We start from the raw sequence: 18,369 nt of genomic DNA, 5'->3' as shown, positions 1-18,369 counted from the left end.
GAATTGTCCAAATTATTCGTGCGATGGTTTGAATGTGTATCTAACCCGTTGTACCAGGCGACCAGTCGACTTTTTTGCCCTGCGTCCCGTGCGACGCTGCGTTTGACTTGATGCCCTATGTGACTATCTCACCCTAGTGCGTTCCTTGTATCAAAGGAGCTTGGGTTTTGTGCGCCCCAGTGTCTTCAATAGGCAACACAAGCATCGTCTATTCCACGCAGTTCGGGCCTAGGCCAAAGGGTAGTGCGGCCATCCGCATCGTGATCCGTCTTGATGGCGGGCACGGAAGCCCGAAGTTACCCCATTGATAAGGAGGGTCCCGCCCCATAGGGGCCCTCCTTACTTAACAGAGGACGCTACGATCACCAGTGCAATAGGCACCCATTCCTTTTGGGACCTTAAATCAGATTCCTCTCCCTCCATTTATATTTACATGCTTTTAAAGATAGAAAGATGCTCTAACGGCTCACGCTTAAGCGCTGTAAGCCCTTCATGCACTTTAGCCGTTGGGCTTGTGTTATGCGCTTCGCGACCCACACCCGCTCTGGAAAGACGGACCAGCTCGTTCTCGAAATGATTTGTGCTACAATGATCTGCAATTAACCGAATGGGATGCGAGAGAATGGCGGACACGGCGCAAATTTCCCGTTGGACGCTTCGAATGATATAGTGAGCGTTAAAAGAACTCTAAGGCGAGGGATGACATCGTGTATTGCCGTCACTGCGGCGACCAGATTCCAGTTGATAGTATGTTTTGTCCCAGTTGTGGCAAAAACTTGCTACCTGACGATCCTGCGCCACAGGCTCAGGCCAGTCCCAGTGCCGCAACCAGCTCACCACGTACGCCTGCGCCATGGATGACATGGTGGCAAAGCGTGCCTTGGCGACGTTACCGAAATGTGCTGTCCGGCGTTATCCAACTGAATGCATCTCGTCTACGTGCCGCGTGGACGCTGTCTCAAATTCTATTTGTGGCGAGTGCCGCGTTTTCGATTGTCGGGTTTGTACTGAGTATGTTTCAGGTCGTACAGGGTCTTGCGTGGCTGCTGTTCGGCCTTGTCCTAGGGCTTAGCGCCCTTTATACCAAAGGTCCGCCGCATCAAGGAAATCCCCCATCTCTAGGGGGTTAAGTCAAGTATTTCAAGGAGATGACAAGATAGCGTGCGTTGCCCCAAATGTGGTCAAGAAAACACTGCCGGTTCGGCATTTTGCCGATTTTGCGGAAGCAAGCTGTCTGCGCCCTCAAAAAAGCGCCGCAAGCCGGCGTCTCCCTCCTCTGGTCCGGTGGCTAAAACCTCTTCCCCGTCCAATGACACAAAGGCGCAAGGCGTCAAACGGCGAATTCGCTGGGGGCGGGTGGCTCTTTTAGCGACCGTGGGAATATTAGTGGCCGGCTTCGGTTACGGAGGATATATTGGCTATCAAGCGTGGCAAACCCTGCCCTCGGTACAGTCAATGGTCTCTCTTCAGGCGATGGGACAAGATTCCGTGATTTATGATCGCTTTGGTCAACCGGTGGCGCGACTCCACGGCACGGTAAACCGTGTCAACGTGCCGTTGTCTGAGATTTCTCCGAATCTCCAACATGCCTTGGTCGCCATTGAAGACCACAGCTTTTATACCAACCCGGGCTTTGACATTACTTCCATTCTTCGAGCTGCCTTTGTGGACATCATTCATCGGCGCGCTGTTCAAGGGGCGAGCACCCTGACCGAGCAGTTAGCCAAAGACCTATACTTGAGCGATAAAAAGACGCTGGTGCGCAAGGCTCAGGAATTTATGATTGGCCTGGAATTGGCTCACACCTACACCAAGCAGCAAATCTTAGATATGTATCTTAATGAGGTCTATCTCGGCGATGGCGCCAGCGGCGTGTATTCCGCGTCGAAGGCTTACTTTGATGAAACGCCATCGCAATTGACGTTGGCCCAAGCGGCTATGCTCGCGGGTCTTCCTCAAGCGCCATCCTTATATGATCCCCTCGTTAACCTGAAATTGGCCAAACAACGCCAACTGCAGGTGCTCAATGCGATGGTGAAGTACGGATATATTAGCAAAGCGCAAGCCAACCAGGCTTATGCGGCGCCTCTGAACTTGCACCCAGTGGCGGTCAATTCCGCCAACAGTCAAATCTATCCGTATCCTTGGTATGTCGACAAAGTGATTCAAGTGCTCGAACAGCAAGGCTTTTCCGGGACACAAATATTTGATGGCGGCCTAAAAATCTATACCGCTTTAGACCCGACCATTTACAATATTGCGCAAAACGCGGTCGATCAGACCATGAATTATAATTTTGGGCCGTCTCAATCCCCCAATCCCACCTACCAGGCGGCAGCCGTGGTCGAAGATCCCCACAACGGAGATATCTTGGCTGTAATTGGAGGCCGCACATTCAGCCAACCGTTTATGGAAGACCTGGCGACTAATCCGTCGGTGCAACGGTCCACGGGGTCCTCGATTAAACCGCTTCTCGAGTACGCACCCGCGATTGCCAAGGGTTACACCCAAATGTCTGTGATTCAAGACGTCCCGATTTTTCATGTTAATGGCCAGTGGTGGCCGCATAATGACAACCACCTCTACCGGACACAACCACCATTGGCGATACGCATTATCCGGTCAAAGTTCTGGCCCGCAATCCCAATGAATTATGGCAGCAAGGGTGTGGAGCCTATGTGACAACGATAGCTTTACGCAGAGAGTCCGATTGGCATCCTGGGGGACCCTATATCTGGGATTCGCGCTACTGGGCTCCCACCAAGATGTGTACACCGTCAACGGCGCCATCCAAGACGTCTCCGTCGACGTCGCCGTCCAGTTCACCGTCCTCGCCTTCGGCCACAGCGGCCCCGTCCACGCCGTCGACGCCACCCTCGTCACCTGCATCCTCCATCCCCCCTCGCGTCCGGTCTCTCGTTCCTCAACGCCCGTCAACGCAAACCGCAACACCTCGAGAATAAACCGCCGCGCTTGCTCCAGGCCTCCATCCAGATAGATGGCGCCAATGATCGCTTCCATAGCATCCGCCAACAAGGAATGCTTTGTGCGTCCACCACTGCGTTCCTCACCACGCCCTAAGCGCAAATAGGACCCGACGTGCAAATTCGCCGCAGCTTCTGCCAACGTCGCCTCACAAACAATAGCCGCCCGGCCCTGACTTAGTTGTCCTTCAGTCCACCGCGCATTATTGGTATAGAGCCATTCGGTCACGACAAGCTGCAAGACGGAGTCACCCAGAAACTCTAAACGCTCATTATGGGTTTCCTTACGGAAACCCTCATTGGCGTAAGACGAATGCGTCAATGCTTGTTTAAGAAGATTTTGGTCCTTCACCCACTGCGATAAGTCATTGGGATTCATGAGACATACTCCCGTGCGACAATTGCCGCATTCTGCCCCCCGAACCCGAATGCATTGGACATCACCACATGAACGGGGCGCTGTTGAGGAGTGTTAGGTACATAATTCAGATCACAATCATCACTCGGCTCCATTAAATTGACCGTCGGAGGAACCGTTTGATGCTTGATAGCCAAGATCGATGCGATAAGCTCCACAGCGCCTGCCGCGCCCAAAAGATGGCCTGTAACCCCGCGAACGCGATGGGCAACAGGACCGCTTCCGAACCTCCTGCCAACATCACATCGGCTTCGCCGTACTGGATCGCGCGCAGCGCATCTCCAATGGCGCTCCCAGACGACGCGCAAGCGGTCACCAACGTCACATTAGGCCCTTGCAAGTTGAAACGCATTGCGACTTGCGCCCCGGCTATGTTAGCAATCATCTTCGGGATAAAGAACGGGCTGACCCGACCAGGCCCCTTCGTCAGCAAAATTTCATGCTGCTCCGTAAGCGTTTCCATGCCGCCAATCCCAGTACCTGCGGCAACACCTGAGCGCTCCGGATCCACGTCATGCAACTCCGCGTCGTCGTAAGCATCCTGTGCCGCAGCCACCGCCATTTGCACAAACCGGTCCATATGCCGCGCTTCTTTTTTCTCAACATATTTCAACGGATCGAAATCGTGCACCTCAGCGGCTATACGCGTGGGAAAGTCAGACGCATCAAATCTGGTGACAGGGCCAACACCGCTCTGACCACTTATGAGGCCAGCCCACAACGTTTCTAGAGTTGATCCTACCGGAGAAACCACTCCCATGCCCGTGACTACTACGCGTTCCCGCTGCATTCGCTGCTCCCTCCCCCAGTGTCGGGGCATTGACGCCCCGTCCCCAGGGCCATTAGTTAGGCGTTTTCCCGAATATACAGTCCCGCGATTGAAGAGATTGTCACGATTCGCCCAAAGCGTTGCTTGAGCATCGGCTTTAATGCCGCACGCGTACAGGCAAAAACGCCGGTTAAATTCGTCGCAATCACACGGTCCCAATCGTCCATTCGCATCCGCAGCACTAACGTGTCCCGCGTGATGCCAGCATTATTCACCAGAATATCAAGATGACCCCAGTCTTTCAGCACTGCATTGACCAGGTCTTGCGCCTGGTCTGCATCAGAAACATCCGCAGGGTACAGAGCGCATTGGCCGCCATTGGACCGGATCAGATCATGGGTTTCTTGTGCCGCAACGGCGTTGCCACGATAATTGATTGCAACAGCGATCCCTTGTTGGGCTAATTTGAGGGCGATAGAGCGACCGATGCCTCGCGAGGCACCCGTCACTAACGCCGTTCGTTGCTCCCAAGACACCCGCAAACCCTCTTCCTATCGTCATATAGCTACCAGGCGATAATTCTTAGCTATTATAGCCTGGCCCCTGGGCGAGTTCAAGAGCTTTGCGCAGACTGCCCTCGTCTTCTACATTACCGACTTTTTGACGGCGGTCAATCTTTTTCAGCAAACTACTTAAACTACGTCCCGGTCCGAACTCTAAAAACCCTGTGACGTTCATGCCAATCGCCTTCTCGACACTTTGTTGAAAGCGAACAGGATGAGAAACTTGGGTAATCAAGCGCGGAATGATCTCGCTGGGCTTTTCGCAAAGTTCAGCATCGACATTGGCAATCACCGGAAAGGCAGCCGGTGTTAATGGCACGGTAGCCAATGCCTTGGACAACACCGCGCCCGCGGGTTCAAGCAGACGGGAATGAAAGGGAGCCGATACCGCGAGCCGGATGACTCGGGCACCTTGAGCACGTGCCAATTCCTCAACCCGCTCGAGACCGGCCACTAAACCCGATACAACAATTTGACCTGGCGCATTATAGTTCGCCGGCTGCACCCATGCAACCGCAGACGCCTCTTCGCACAAAGCCTCAACGTCGCTCGCCATAAGTCCCAAAATGGCGGTCATTCCGCCTAACCCGCGGGGCACCGCTTCTTGCATCGCCTGTCCCCGAATGCGGGTGACACGTGCGGCGTCGGCTAAGGACATGACGCCCGCCGCCACGTAGGCGGAATATTCTCCTAAGGATAACCCTAGTCCCAGCGCCACGGGAAGATCGGGAAATTCTTCATGAAAGGCCCGCCAAGCCGCCACGCTTACTACCAAAATGGCCGGCTGCTGAATCTCGGTATCTTGGAGGCGGGATTCAGGCCCATTGAAAATGATGTCCGATAAGGCATAGTGTAACGCGTCGTCTGCCTCTTCAAATGTCCGTTTCGCACTCAACGAGGCATCCCACAAGGGCCGTCCCATACCTACATATTGCGCCCCTTGCCCCGGAAACATCACTGCCCAACTACTCATCACCATCGTCCTCCTTGTTACCGCCCCCACCGAATCACATTCGAACCCCACGTTAATCCCGCACCAAATGCGCACAGCACGACCACGTCATCGTCGTGGACCCGACCTTGTTCCCGGGCTTCTTGTAGCGCCAATGGAATGGTGGCCACCGAGGTGTTTCCATAGCGGTCAATATTGACCACCACGCGGGAGGGGTCGAGTTCAAAGCGCCGCACCGCCGCGTCGATAATTCGCAAATTCGCCTGATGCGGTACGAGCAGGTCCATCTCCGAAACAGCCAAACCGGCCTTTTTCAGCCCTTCTTCAACAGCCTCTGGCATCGCTTTCACCGCAAACCGAAAGGTCTCATTGCCGTTCATCTTGAGATAGTGTTGACGCGCCGCCACGGTCTCCTCAGATGCAGGCAGCATGGAACCGCCGGCAGGCTCAATCAATAGATCGCCTCCGCGCCCATCCGCTTGTAAATAGGAAGCCAAAAGACCCCGTTGGCTTCCCTCCTTGCCTTGGAGCACAAAGGCGCCCGCTGCGTCCCCGAACAACACCGCCGTCGTGCGGTCTTCATAATCCGTAATGCTTGTCAGTTTGTCAGCTCCAATTACCAGGATGTTGTGATAGGCCCCACTTTGAATCAAAGCCGACGCCATTTCCATCCCGTAAATGAGACCTGTACAACCGGCTTGAATATCGACCCCGGGGATGGGCTTGGTGGTCAGTTGATGCTGAACGCGCGCGGCGGTCGAAGGAAAAATGGTATCGGGGGTATTGGTGGCACAGACGATAAAATCCAAGTCGTCGGCCGTAATGCCCGCATCTGCTAATGCCCGGATACTCGCTCGCGTGGCCATAACCGACGTGGTTTCATCAGGCGCTGCGATATGGCGTTCTTTAATCCCCGTCCGGGTGACAATCCACTCATCGGAGGTATCCACCATTTGTTCCAAATCTTGATTGGTTAAAATCTTTTCAGGGACATACGTACCGAGTCCCGCTACGATGGCTCTTGTGGTCATTGATTCGCCTCTTCCTCTCTGACACGCTCACGAATACGGTCCTGCGTGTGCTTGTGACAATAGCTGTATGCCAAGGTGATTGCGGTATGAAAAGCCCTTTGTTGACTAGCCCCATGAACCTTGTACACAATTTGATCCAGGCCCAAAAGAGGAGCGCCGCCATATTCTTCGTAGTCCATGCGCCTCTTCAACGCCATCAGGCCATCTTTCAACATCCACGCCGCAATTTTCGTCTTGAAGTTGGCCAACAAGACTTTTTTGAACTCGCCCATCAAATCCCGCGCTAAACCTTCCGTCAGTTTGAGCGCAATGTTTCCGCTAAATCCGTCCGAAACCACAACATCCGCTCGCCCTTGTAACAACTCGCGCGACTCAATGTTGCCCACAAAATTCAGGTCGGACTGTCTAAGACGCTCATAAGTCTCACGAGCCAAAGGCGTCCCCTTTCGAGGCTCTTCGCCCACGTTTAACAGTCCCACGCGCGGATTTGGAATACCGTAGACTTCTTGACAATAATACGCACCCATCACGCCATATTGCACCAATTGACTCGGCTTGGGATCCAAATTGGCGCCCACATCGAGCAATAGCACACCCCAACCTTTCATCACGGGCAGCAGCGCCGACAGCGCGGGACGCTCAATGCCCGGCATCCGTCCAATGATAAAAAGGCCTGCGGTCATCAAAGCGCCGGTATTGCCTGCGGAAATCACAGCCATCGCCTCTTGCTGCTTCACCAATTTAATGGCTTGCACCATCGATGAATCAGGTTTCCGGCGCACAGCTTGAACAGGTGCTTCGCCCATGCCAATCACGTCCGGTGCATGGTGTAAAATCAATCGGGTCTGCCGCGGTTTATCCCTCAGTAACGGCTTTATTCGGTCAACATCACCGACTAAGACAATTTCCAGATCCCCAATCTCCTCGAGCGCGCTGAGCGCTCCCTGTACGGGAGCCAAAGGCGCGTTGTCGCCACCCATCGCGTCGACCGCGATTTTCACGAAAGAGCCCCCTCCTTGTTATCCATCGAGACCTTGGCTTTTCCGTCGAAGGGATCGGTCAGCACAACAAACTTGCCGCGAAAAACCGTAACGTCCCCCACGCGGCTAATCACCAAAACCACCCAACGGTGCCCTTGCCTGCGGATGACCTCTGCCCCCGCGATAATTTGTTGTCCCGCATGCACCATGTTTTTAAACTTAGCATTGGCCAATCCTGTGACCGCCATCGCCCCATCGACGACGGCTAGAGCCAATGAATCCGCTTGGGCAAAAATAAAATGAGACTGCACCACCCCGGACTGGGCAAACGCCATAGATTCGTCGGTCCGCAGCAGTGATCGTCCACTCTGGCCAATCACCAGGTCAATCAAGTCGCCTACCATGTCTTGCCGTTTTAAGGTCCGGGTATGCACCACACTTAACCGGGCCAGTCCTTCTGAACGCAAGCGGAGCTCCGGTATGCCGAGATGCAGTCGGTCCAAGCGTATCGTGGGCACACTGACGCTAAAGCGTTGTGCTAAATCCTCGTCCGTCTGCAAAGGGTTTTCTCGAATGGCTTCCGCCAACTTCCGCTGCCGTTCGACGCGATTGAGCCGAGCCATGCGCCACCCCCCACTTGTGATGAAATAATATCACTAAGTCATAAATATGGCGATAAAAAGATTCCATGACCAAAAGCCATGGAATCTGGCATTATGCTTCGTGCTGCACAACAATTCGTCCGTTATAATAGCCACAATGCGGGCAGACGTGGTGCGGCAACCGATCTTTGTGGCACCGCGGGCACTCGACCCACTGCGGGGCAGTAAGCTTCCATGCTGACCGACGCCTATGCGTGCGGGAACGTGATAATTTCTTTTTCGGAACTGCCATCAGATATGCCTCCCATAATCAAAGCCAATTGGGTGTTGCTAGTGGTCCGATGAGGACGGGTCATCAGGAAACTTGAGCTGTTCGAGAAGCGACCACCGACTGTCATGCGGCTCTTGACAGTTGCATGTTTCGACGTTAAGGTTTGCGCCGCAATGCGGACACAACCCTTGACAATCCGGTCGACAATACGGGGCGTAAGGCACGGACACCCCGAACGCATCGGCTACAATGTCATCCAAAAAAATTTTATCACCTTGAAATCGGTAATAATCTTGATCCGGATCGCTAGCGCCAGGCTCCTCTCGAAATTCTTCCACCGTGGAGAATGGAATCACAAGATCGAAGGACTCCAAGCACCGCGCGCACACGGCTTGAACATGAGCTTTGCCTGCAATTTCCGCAATGAGAGCCCTGCCCGTATTGCGCACATTGACATCCAGTTCCGCGAGTCCCTGCAACGGGTACTCGGTCCGTTCCTGAACCACGGCAGGCCATTCTTCGAAAAAATGCTGATGTTCTTCACGGCCAGCCCATTTTTTAACGTCCACAACCCGGATATACATCTAAACCCACCTCGCAAAACTGAAAAAATTATATCCAATATAGTCCTAAGCTGTCAACTTTGCCGTTAAAGCCGCTTCCGAAACACCCCTTCCACAACCACCCATAGCGCCACGACAATACCTAAAATCATGCCATATTCCGTCAAAGGAGCATGTCCCACACTCGCGTGGTCACGGTGCGCCACAAACGCCGTACCCAAAATGACGGAACAGAGGATAAACGTCAAGGCCATGCGGTTAGCTAACCGTTCCCAATGGAAGAAAATGCGTTCGATATTGCGTCCCTCAATCATCACACGGAATTCTCCGCGGGCAATCGTTTGCAACGCTTGTTCCATTTGGCCGGGCAACACTCTTCCCCAGTGGACCCAATCCATCGCCGCATCGGCCACAGGTGGACCCCATGCCGCTGGTTTCAACCGACTGATCAAAATACGGCTTGAGAATTTCTTACCAATCTCAATGAGAGAGAGATTGTCGTCCAATTGCCGCACAACGCCATCGGCAATCACCGCTGTACGCGCGAGCAACGTATACTCGACCGGCATCTGAATATGGTGGCGCTGGGCCAATTGCATAAGGTCCCCTAAGGCTTGCCCAATGCGAAAGTCCTTGAGCGATGTATCATAATACCGCCTGCGTAAGACCTCGACATCGGCATAAAGGCTCCGGGCATCCATCGCCCCAGGCCCCAATCCCATGGCTTGTAACGCATCCACCACTTTGTCAGACCGCCCCTGACTCAGTCCCAGCACAAGGTCTAATGACCGCGCACGCATTACCGGCGAGAGAACGCCCATTAAGCCCCAGTCCAAAAAAATCAGATGGCCTTGGGCATCAACATGCACGTTACCTGGGTGCGGATCCCCATGAAAAATGCCTTGTTCAAAGACTTGTTGATATAAAGACTCTACAAAACGTCGTGCAATTGCCCCAGGATCGAGGCCCATTCGTTCCATCGCCTGGTGGTCTGAGATTTTGATGCCTTCGAGCTCTTGCATGACTAAGACATCAGGCGTAATGAGTGGCCAGTAGGGTTCGGGAATCCATTGCTCAGCGCTTTGAAAATGTTTGTGGGCCAAGTCAGTATTATGCGCTTCGACCGTAAAATCCAGCTCATCGCGCAAAGCGCTAATTAATTCTTTCACCACGTGGCTTAAATCATATTGCCGCGCCCATTCGAGACGGCGCACGGCAAGGTCGGCTAAGTTTTGCAAAATCGCAAAGTCGGCTTCACTGCGTTCCACAATCCCCGGGCGGCGCACTTTGACCACCACCTTGCGCCCATCCTTCAATACCCCACGGTGGACTTGACCGATAGACGCGGCCGCTAAGGGTATCGGATCTAACGATGCTAAAACATGGTCAAAAGGTTGATGCCAAGCATGGGCCAAGGTCTCTTGAATTTGATCAAACGAAACGGGGGGAACCTGATCTTGCAATTGTTGGAGCGCTTGGATCAACGGCGCAGGTAGAAGGTCGGGTCGCGTGGAAGCCAACTGCCCCAATTTGACATAGGTGGGACCTAAATCGACCAGCACCAGCGGAATGCGTTCAGGCCAATTGGCATCAATATCGGGACGTAGGATCCCTAACAATCGGCGGGACCACGGCAGATGCGCAGAAAGACCGAGATTGTCCAAAACTAAGACAAACCCATGCTGCGCTAGGACCTCAGCAATTTCCCGGTAGCGGCGCCAGTGCCTTGGCCTAATGGGCATCGTGCGAACCGACTTCAAAGACATCGCGCACCACAGTACGCCCCTCTTGCACCATGACACGACCTTGTGCAATGACCGTATCAATCTGTGTGCCGTTTATAAGGACACAGTCCGCCGGCCCACCTTCCATTAAACGCCCGGCTGATTGGAGTCCCAAGATTGCGGCCGGGGTGGTGGTAATGGGAGTTATGCACTTCTCCCATGGCCACTGTGTCATTTCGTGAAGCGCTGCGGCTTCGGCAAACAACGTATCCGCTGACCCAACCTCCATGCGCAATAGACGTCCCTCCTTATCAAAAACCGGTATGGATCCTTGCGCATCGGAGCTGAACGAAATCCTATCCCACGGCACGGCGGATTTCTCAAGCGCGATTGCTGCCTCCGACGCCGAAATGCCAAACCGGGGCACACCATCATATTGGACGCGTCAATAACGGGGCCCTTGGCCCAAGAAGGTATCATCAAATTAGGCCCTATGGCCGCAATCATAGAGCCCACAATCAATACGTCCTGGACCCCTAAAGACTGAGGCGCATAAACCATCCCACGGCGAATCAGCACCGCCGACACCGTCATTCTTTATTGCCACTACCCTTCTCGCCATGCCCCAACACCAACTCAATTTTTTTCGCGATTTCCTGACTTTGACGAATGACGCTGCGTAGTTTTTGCAAGTTGGCTTGAAGCTCTTGACTTAGTTCATATTGAGCCTGCGTAAGCACTTCGGCCACGGTTTGATTTTGACTGCCTGATCCGGATGACTTGGATTGCACCTTGCCCTTTTTAGCTTGGGCCGATTGTCCAATAAGCGAGGCCGTCGACCCCTGTGATGATGAACCGCTGGTACTTGACTGCCCCGATGATCCATTTTGCTGGTTGTTCTGGCTTGAACCGTTATTCTGAGGTGATTGTTGGCCACTAGCGTTAGTCATTTCCTCTTGAATCATCGACCGAAGCTGTTCGAGGATATTGCCATTCGCATCGGACGCTCCCCCTTGCTGAGACTGTTGCTGGGAGCTATTACTGGATGACGATGAATTGCCTCCCTGCATCCGCTGCATTTCCTGTCGAATCATGTCACGTAGTGTTTGATTGCTCTGATTGGATCCATTTGACCCTTGTGTACCCACTATTGTCCCTCCCAGGAGATTAATATCTCCTGTAGTGTGGGCAATTTTGGCGTTTTTATGTAGTCGCTTTGGTGATATCGTGCAAAGCTTGCGTGAGATTCGACACGGGATAAATGGTCATGTGATACCCTTTGCGGCGCGCCATAGCCAAGGCTTTCGGATAATTGGCCGTGGGGCAAAGAAACACGGTGGCCCCAGAACGATGGACGGTAATAACCTTTTGAGCGACCCCTCCAATAGGCTGCACCTGTCCCGACGGGGTAATCTCCCCAGTTCCCGCAACAATTCGCCCGTGGGCTAAGTCTTTCCCCGTAATTTGGGAGTAAATTTCAAGAGAAAACATCATCCCCGCACTCGGACCGCCAATGCCCTCGCTGTTAATGCTTACAGGCCGTGGAATAACAGGTTCTTGCAACGACGAGATCATGACGCCAATCGCTGGCGCGGAGTCATGAGGAATATGGGTCGTCCGAATCGGCACTACCACAGTTTGGTGCTTGCGCACGACGGTAAAGGGCACAATTTCCCCAAACGTAAAATGCTTGAGCATAATATCATGGACTTGATTGGGGTTGGTAATGGAATAAGGCCCGATTTTAGTAATTAAATCACCAGGCTGCAGCTTGCCTTGAGCATTGCCCTTTTTTAACACCCCAATCACCAACGCCCCCGGTACGGTTTTCACATACGCATGAAGGCCTGCAAGGCGTTCACCCGCCACTTCAGCCGTTAACTGGCTATTGGTCATCAGGCTCTCATTATACTGAATGTATTGATTCATGTTCAGCCCGCCCATAGCGTAGCTCGCCTTTAATATTTCCATATTTGGGTCGAGTCGCGCACCCAAATATTCCAGTTCATTCACTTGCTGAAGCCCCACCGCGACCATGAGCAATTCGCCCTTTTCTGGCTCGGGGTGCCCATTTTTCACATGCACCATTTGGGCTAAGTTCCCGGTGACGCCCGGCGTAATGACCAGGTATGGCGTTGGGATAAACCATAAGACGACGGCGACAGCCACGAATATCGCGGCGACCCATACAATCCATTTGAGGGTCTTGCGCTTGCTCTTCATTGAATTCCTCCTCATCGTTCCCCTAAAAGCTCAATAATGTGAGATATGGCCGCTTCGCAGGCATCCTCCCCCGCTTGAACGATGGCATCCACATGATAGGCATGGCTCTCGCGGCTGAAGTCCACTTTCGGCTTAATGACAACATCTGCTTCAACTGGCTGATATCGGCTTAACTCGCGCGCCATGATGTCAAAAGACTGAAACAGTACGTCAAATAAGGAATGGACTCGCGGTGTGAGTGTCACGCCGACATCCACGGCGACCGTTACATTATGTGGAACTTGGGGGAGAACACTCACCGGTACGCGATTGACGATCCCGCCGTCGACCAGCGTACGGTTATCAATGACCACCGGACTAAAAACCCCTGGAATCGACGAGGTGGCGCGGACAGCGCGCGCGAGCGACCCCGTATTTAATACCACTTCGGCACCCAATTCAATGTCTGCCGCCACCAATTGCAAAGGCGGCTTGCAGTCGGCAAATGTTTTGCCTTGGGTATAGAGCTCAATCAAGGCTTCCAGTTTCTTTCCGGCCAAAATGCCCATTTTGGACAAAGAAAAATCCATCCAGTGGCTGCGCTTGATGCGGCGCGCAATATCGTGAATCATTTCCCCCGAATAGCCTGTACTATAGAGAGCGCCAATGACTCCGCCCATGCTCGAGCCCGCAATGGCCACAATGGGAATGCGGTGCCTTTCCAAGACTTTCAGCACGCCTATATGCGCGAGTCCCCTAGCGCCCCCAGATGACAAGGCCAACGCTACCCCGTACTTTTCCATTGTGTGGGTAATTCACTGCCTCCCCTATCACCGTATGCAAGGACAACCAAAACTTTGCCGCAGGTCCTGTGCTCTTATTCTTCCCTCAATTCTGCGCGGTTTGCTTCCAGGCTCTGGCTCAAGTGATTTAATTCGGTGACCAAACCGGCCAAAATTTCATCCGCATACACTCTGGCTGCCCGGTGAATTTCCCGCGCTGTCGTCCGTGCTTGGTCAACAATCTGGTCGGCTTTGCGACGAGCTTCTTGCAAAATCTCGGATTCTTCCGCTAGTTTCGCCGCTTGCTCCCGCGCGGTTTCCACGATCTGTTGGGCCTCTTTGTGAGCATCCTCCAACAATCGGTCTCGCTCTTGGACCACCCACCGCGCTTGTTTGACCTCTTCGGGCAAGACATGTTGAATCTGCGCCACCAAAGTGGTCAATTCCGCTTCGTCAAGAAGCACCCGGTGGGTCCACGGCAACTTGCGCGATTGCTGAATCAACTGTTGAAAACGGTCTAATAACACCGTCAATTCGGACACAATGGGTTCACTTGTCATGCTCATCCCCTGCTCCCCGCAAATTTTTCTTGAAGGGCTAGGGCGACCACGGGTGGCACCAGGCCCTTGACGTCTGCATGGTATGACGCGAGTTCTTTGACGAGGGTAGAGCTAAGATAAGAATATTTTTCACTGGTGAGAATAAAGATGGTTTCTAGGTCCGGCGCCATTTTTTTGTTCATCAAGGCGATTTGAAATTCGTAATCAAAGTCCAAGACCGCCCGCAATCCCCGCACAATGGCTTCGACCTGGCGTTCTTGTGCATAACGCACCAACAAATCTTCACTCTTCTCAACGCGCACATTGGGGATGTGTTGTGTGGCTGCCTGAACTAATTGCATGCGTTCCTCCGCCGAAAATCGCGGCGTTTTCCCTACGTTGACAAAGACAGCCACAATCAATGTGTCAAATAACTTGGCGGCCCGCTCAATCACGTCAACGTGCCCCAAGTGGATCGGATCAAAGGAACCGGGATAAACCGCAAGTCGTGCCATGTCTGCCTCCTTGCTCTAGGATCTTGTCCAATAGCTAATCGTGGTGTCTCCATAGCGTCGTGTTTTCACAAGGATAGTGCCCATCAAAGGACCAAAATCCTGACCTGTCGGGTGTTCCACGACCACCCATGCCTCTGGCGCCAAGACGTCTTGCAAGCCTTCGCGAATGGTGGCGCTTAGTCCATCTTTCCACGGAGGATCGCAGATGACCAGATTGAATTGATGCCCTTTGTCCCGAAAATGCCCCACAGCACTCTCCGCCGTACCGGGCCACAAACGCACCCACTCGCTCATGTTGACCCGCTCAATGTTAGCGCGAATCACCATCTGGGCCTTTCGGTTGGGCTCCACCGCTACCGACGACGCGGCGCCCCACGAGACGCTTTCCAACGCCATTGCCCCACTACCCGCATAGAGGTCGAGCACTCGCGCCCCCTCAACCTGATTCCGCAAACTATTAAAAATGGCCTCGCGGACGCGCTCTGTCGTCGGCCGGGTGCCTTGGCCAGGAGGGGCCTCGATGCGCAGGCCGGAGGCCCATCCCCCCACGATCCGCATGTCAGTCCTCCTCATAGCAAGAAACTTATTCCAGTATACCATCGCCGTCGGCTTTAATGCATCTGTGCCTGTGTTAGGAGCTGAGAGACGGTCACAAAGCGGTAGCCGCGCAAAGCCAAGTCTTTTAGGATAATCGGTAGGGCAGCTATCGTTTGGGAGCGGTCTGATCCTCCATCATGGAAAAGCACAATATCGCCCGGTTGAATGTGACTAACGACGCGACTGACAATCGCCTCCACCCCAGGGTTGGCCCAATCCCTTGTATCTTCTGTCCACGACCACATAATGACTCGCAGGTGGAGTTCTTGTGCAGCGCGCAATACCGTGGGGTTATAAGTGCCATAAGGAGTTCTTAACAACGTCGGAGGATGGCCCGTGACGTCTTTAATCGCCTGATTCGCTTGCGACAGGTCCGAGACAATTTGTGCATAGCTATGCTTGGCCAAATTCATGTGCGAAAAGGTATGATTGCCGATCTCCATATGATCTTTCACTTCTTGCCGGATAATATCCGGATCGCGCAGCACCTGCTGGCCAATGACAAAAAACGTGGCGAGCGCATGATGCTGCACTAAAATGCGCAAAATCTGCGGCGTCGACGAACGCCATGGCCCATCATAATACGGACGGCCACATCAAGCCGTTGATAGCGCCACATTAAGAACGCGCCGGTAAATTCAATACTGGCCGACAAAAACCGGATAAGGACCATACTCTTTAAGTACACATCATTGCCCATCATGAGCCCTCCCAATGACTACTTTAAGAAATGGCTCAGCCACCCCACCATTTCTAACATTAAATAAGTTGTCCCTGCGGCCATCAGCGGTCCCACCGGGATTCCGCCCCACAGGACAATTCCTAAAATCGAGCCAACAATCAGCCCAAACATTAAATGGCTGTTGTTAGCTAATAAATGCAAACCCCGCCCATTCAAATTGGTGGCAATCGCGCCCCCTACCACTGCGAGGATTCCTGGCAAGGTAAAAAAACTTTGAAAGACTTCCTTGACATTGACTTTGCCCAAGGCAAACGGAATCAGCATGGCCATGGTCAGAAATAGCAAACCGATTTCCACCCCACGGCGCTCGAGGATGGGATATAAAAAATTCATGCGGGTAAACCGAATCACCAACAAGATGGCCGCTGACGCGGCAATCAGATTCGTCGAGATCTTGTTGCACCTGTTGCCATAGGGGTTCCCCTGTTACCGCGTCGCGGGGATCTTTTTTGCCGACTTCACTAATCACTAAATGAAAACCGTACGCACGCGCCAGCTGAATCGTCGAAAATCGGGTCTCTGGGTCAATGGCAATCGTTCCATCTGAGACCTCAATCCCTGTAAATCCAAGTTCCCGAGCGCGATCAAGATATTCCACGATGCGCCCTTGCAATAACGCAAGCTCTAAGAACGTACCCCCGGGGAAAATATCCACACCATACGACTTGACCAATTCAATTTTTTGGCGAAGCAAGCGGGTTTTATAAAACGCCGATGTTCCAAAGGTCAGCTTCACCTGATCGACATAGTCACTCGCCAATTCCATTAAATCCCTAGTCTCCGTCATCCCGAGGCCTTTGTCGATTACCATGGTCATTCCCCGCTGCCGTGGTTTGTCTGTCCGGTCCGGGTGGGGAAAGTCCAGGATGTCAAACCAAGCCTTATCCTGTTTGCTCATATGTCGGGCCTCCCATTTGTTTTGCCGTTCCCTGCCACGATATTCGCGGGAAAAGCTGGAGGTGATTCAATAAATTTGATGTCATCTTGCCTTTCAAAACGGGACATCTTAACAGAGCATGAGTGATTTGAAGGAAATGGAGGCAGCGGCATGGCTCAACACGCCCAACATCGCAATAACCAGCAACCGTCAAAGCAAGAAGACCTTAAGTCGCATACGCGCAAGCTCTGGGTGCTAGCCACCGTCCCTTTTATCATGGTTCTGGGCAATTCCATGCTCATCCCGGTTTTGCCAAAGATGATGAAGGTCATGCACTTAAGCTTGTTTCAAGTCGGCCTGTTAATCACCATTTTCTCCATTCCCGCCGGCATCATCATTCCCTTTGCAGGAGCACTCTCGGATCACGTCGGACGGCGAGTGATCATGACCCCTGCGCTTTTGGTGTATGGCATAGCCGGTCTCGGTGCCGGGATTTCGGCATGGATTATCCCCCATCCCTATCCATGGATTATGGGATTTCGCTTACTTCAAGGTATTGGGGCGGGAGGAACCTATCAATTGGCTATGGCGGTGGCGGGCGACATGTTTCAATCGGAAAAACGTGCGGGCGCCTTAGGCACGTTGGAAGCCGCCAATGGTCTGGGCAAAGTCATTTCACCTATCGCGGGATCCGCGCTGGCACTTATCGTATGGTTTGCTCCGTTTTTTGTGTATGGTCTCTTGTCGTTTCCGATTGCCGCTGGGATTTGGTTTTTAATAAAGGAACCGAAAAACCAAAAGGTCGAAGGCGGCATGAGTCAATACTGGAAAGGATTGGCTACGACGTTCAAAACCAAAACGGGATCGATTCTCACCACCTTTTTGGGTGGAGCGGTCGTCTTATTTGTGCTATTCGGAGTCCTAAGCTATCTCGCAGACATTTTGGAAAAGAACTTCGGCTACGGGGAGTTTACGCGCGGATTGGTCATCGCCATTCCAGTGCTGGCCTCCGCCGTTATGTCCTATATCTCTGGCACGGTGTTGCAAAAACGATTAGCGCAGTGGTCGCGCCCCATTGTCGTCATTGGCATGGGATTAATCGCACTAGCGATGGTCATCGAACCGTTTTTTGCCACCACTAATCCTTATTTGGCCATCGGCATTTTGGTCATCCAAGGTATTGGAACGGGAAGTGTCTTACCCTCTATTAATCCGATGTCTTTGCGCTTTTAGCCCAACCTGGATTCAAACTAGGGCG

22 protein-coding genes and 3 pseudogenes are annotated in these 18,369 nt (G+C 53.0%); 4 read left to right on the top strand and 21 right to left on the bottom strand.

Annotated elements, in window-relative coordinates:
* Positions 1 to 707 precede the first annotated feature (707 nt).
* The 3 genes and pseudogenes from ORD20_RS07545 to ORD20_RS07535 all read left to right on the top strand — a co-directional run.
* A pseudogene (locus tag ORD20_RS07545) lies at positions 708 to 773 on the top strand (zinc-ribbon domain-containing protein); the annotation flags it as partial.
* 3 nt (positions 774 to 776) lie between these two features.
* Positions 777 to 1,130 (top strand): hypothetical protein, encoded by a 354-nt coding sequence (locus ORD20_RS07540; protein WP_242968665.1) that lies wholly within the window; start codon positions 777 to 779, stop codon positions 1,128 to 1,130.
* Between the two features lie 31 nt (positions 1,131 to 1,161).
* The gene (locus ORD20_RS07535) at positions 1,162 to 2,682 is read left to right on the top strand and encodes a transglycosylase domain-containing protein (RefSeq protein WP_430626654.1); all 1,521 of its coding nucleotides are present in this window, start codon (positions 1,162 to 1,164) and stop codon (positions 2,680 to 2,682) included.
* Here the strand turns inward: ORD20_RS07535 and rnc are convergent.
* The 21 genes and pseudogenes from rnc to ORD20_RS07430 all read right to left on the bottom strand — a co-directional run.
* The gene (rnc, locus tag ORD20_RS07530; protein ID WP_430626653.1) at positions 2,623 to 3,363 is read right to left on the bottom strand and encodes a ribonuclease III; all 741 of its coding nucleotides are present in this window, start codon (positions 3,361 to 3,363) and stop codon (positions 2,623 to 2,625) included. The genes ORD20_RS07535 and rnc overlap by 60 nt on opposite strands.
* Positions 3,360 to 4,192, bottom strand: a pseudogene (locus ORD20_RS07525) (beta-ketoacyl synthase N-terminal-like domain-containing protein). Before ORD20_RS07525 ends, rnc begins: the two are co-directional and overlap by 4 nt.
* 56 nt (positions 4,193 to 4,248) lie before the next feature.
* Complete coding sequence (locus ORD20_RS07520; RefSeq protein WP_430626652.1) at positions 4,249 to 4,707, bottom strand: SDR family NAD(P)-dependent oxidoreductase; 459 nt, start codon at positions 4,705 to 4,707, stop codon at positions 4,249 to 4,251.
* 46 nt (positions 4,708 to 4,753) lie between these two features.
* The gene (gene fabD / locus ORD20_RS07515) at positions 4,754 to 5,707 is read right to left on the bottom strand and encodes an ACP S-malonyltransferase (protein ID WP_103376917.1); all 954 of its coding nucleotides are present in this window, start codon (positions 5,705 to 5,707) and stop codon (positions 4,754 to 4,756) included.
* A gap of 17 nt (positions 5,708 to 5,724) precedes the next feature.
* Positions 5,725 to 6,717, bottom strand: coding sequence for a beta-ketoacyl-ACP synthase III (locus ORD20_RS07510; RefSeq protein WP_103376918.1), 993 nt, complete (start codon positions 6,715 to 6,717; stop codon positions 5,725 to 5,727).
* Positions 6,714 to 7,718, bottom strand: a complete 1,005-nt coding sequence (plsX, locus tag ORD20_RS07505; RefSeq protein ID WP_103376919.1) for a phosphate acyltransferase PlsX — start codon at positions 7,716 to 7,718, stop codon at positions 6,714 to 6,716. The genes ORD20_RS07510 and plsX overlap by 4 nt, the downstream gene beginning before the upstream one ends.
* Positions 7,715 to 8,320: a transcription factor FapR gene (gene fapR, locus ORD20_RS07500; RefSeq protein ID WP_103376920.1), complete on the bottom strand. Its 606-nt coding sequence runs from the start codon at positions 8,318 to 8,320 to the stop codon at positions 7,715 to 7,717. Before fapR ends, plsX begins: the two co-directional genes overlap by 4 nt.
* Positions 8,321 to 8,411: 91 nt before the next feature.
* Positions 8,412 to 8,591 (bottom strand): 50S ribosomal protein L32, encoded by a 180-nt coding sequence (gene rpmF / locus ORD20_RS07495; RefSeq protein WP_103376921.1) that lies wholly within the window; start codon positions 8,589 to 8,591, stop codon positions 8,412 to 8,414.
* A gap of 38 nt (positions 8,592 to 8,629) precedes the next feature.
* The gene (locus ORD20_RS07490) at positions 8,630 to 9,154 is read right to left on the bottom strand and encodes a YceD family protein (protein WP_103376922.1); all 525 of its coding nucleotides are present in this window, start codon (positions 9,152 to 9,154) and stop codon (positions 8,630 to 8,632) included.
* A gap of 65 nt (positions 9,155 to 9,219) precedes the next feature.
* On the bottom strand, positions 9,220 to 10,875 hold the full coding sequence (locus ORD20_RS07485; protein ID WP_158246404.1) for an ABC1 kinase family protein: 1,656 nt from the start codon (positions 10,873 to 10,875) through the stop codon (positions 9,220 to 9,222).
* Positions 10,865 to 11,146 (bottom strand): hypothetical protein, encoded by a 282-nt coding sequence (locus ORD20_RS07480; protein ID WP_430626651.1) that lies wholly within the window; start codon positions 11,144 to 11,146, stop codon positions 10,865 to 10,867. The genes ORD20_RS07485 and ORD20_RS07480 overlap by 11 nt, the downstream gene beginning before the upstream one ends.
* A 301-nt stretch (positions 11,147 to 11,447) precedes the next feature.
* Positions 11,448 to 12,005 (bottom strand): hypothetical protein, encoded by a 558-nt coding sequence (locus ORD20_RS07475; protein ID WP_103376925.1) that lies wholly within the window; start codon positions 12,003 to 12,005, stop codon positions 11,448 to 11,450.
* A 55-nt stretch (positions 12,006 to 12,060) separates the two neighbouring features.
* Positions 12,061 to 13,080: a YlbL family protein gene (locus ORD20_RS07470; protein ID WP_103376926.1), complete on the bottom strand. Its 1,020-nt coding sequence runs from the start codon at positions 13,078 to 13,080 to the stop codon at positions 12,061 to 12,063.
* Between the two features lie 11 nt (positions 13,081 to 13,091).
* Entirely contained in the window at positions 13,092 to 13,862 is a 771-nt protein-coding gene (locus ORD20_RS07465; RefSeq protein ID WP_103376927.1) for a patatin-like phospholipase family protein, read from the bottom strand.
* 74 nt (positions 13,863 to 13,936) lie between these two features.
* Complete coding sequence (locus ORD20_RS07460; protein WP_103376928.1) at positions 13,937 to 14,401, bottom strand: ATPase; 465 nt, start codon at positions 14,399 to 14,401, stop codon at positions 13,937 to 13,939.
* A 2-nt stretch (positions 14,402 to 14,403) separates the two neighbouring features.
* Positions 14,404 to 14,895 carry a pantetheine-phosphate adenylyltransferase gene (coaD, locus tag ORD20_RS07455; RefSeq protein WP_103376929.1) on the bottom strand — a complete coding sequence of 164 codons (492 nt, stop codon included), beginning with the start codon at positions 14,893 to 14,895 and terminating at the stop codon, positions 14,404 to 14,406.
* A 15-nt stretch (positions 14,896 to 14,910) separates the two neighbouring features.
* Entirely contained in the window at positions 14,911 to 15,453 is a 543-nt protein-coding gene (rsmD, locus tag ORD20_RS07450; protein WP_103376930.1) for a 16S rRNA (guanine(966)-N(2))-methyltransferase RsmD, read from the bottom strand.
* 53 nt (positions 15,454 to 15,506) lie between these two features.
* Entirely contained in the window at positions 15,507 to 16,037 is a 531-nt protein-coding gene (locus ORD20_RS07445; protein ID WP_430626650.1) for a polysaccharide deacetylase family protein, read from the bottom strand.
* A complete protein-coding gene (locus tag ORD20_RS07440; protein ID WP_430626649.1) occupies positions 16,025 to 16,195 on the bottom strand; it encodes a DUF2619 domain-containing protein in 171 nt (56 codons plus the stop codon). Before ORD20_RS07440 ends, ORD20_RS07445 begins: the two co-directional genes overlap by 13 nt.
* 15 nt (positions 16,196 to 16,210) lie before the next feature.
* Entirely contained in the window at positions 16,211 to 16,567 is a 357-nt protein-coding gene (locus ORD20_RS07435; RefSeq protein WP_430626648.1) for a DUF441 domain-containing protein, read from the bottom strand.
* Between the two features lie 109 nt (positions 16,568 to 16,676).
* Positions 16,677 to 17,021, bottom strand: a pseudogene (locus tag ORD20_RS07430) (phosphosulfolactate synthase); the annotation flags it as partial.
* Positions 17,022 to 17,282: 261 nt separating this feature from the next.
* Here ORD20_RS07430 and ORD20_RS07425 point away from each other — a divergent pair.
* Positions 17,283 to 18,344, top strand: coding sequence for an MFS transporter (locus ORD20_RS07425; RefSeq protein ID WP_430626647.1), 1,062 nt, complete (start codon positions 17,283 to 17,285; stop codon positions 18,342 to 18,344).
* The last annotated feature ends 25 nt before the right edge of the window (positions 18,345 to 18,369 follow it).

The organism is Sulfobacillus thermotolerans (assembly GCF_039623705.1).
Classification (GTDB): Bacteria; Bacillota; Sulfobacillia; order Sulfobacillales; family Sulfobacillaceae; genus Sulfobacillus; species Sulfobacillus thermotolerans.
This window is presented reverse-complemented; position numbering and strand designations above follow the sequence as displayed.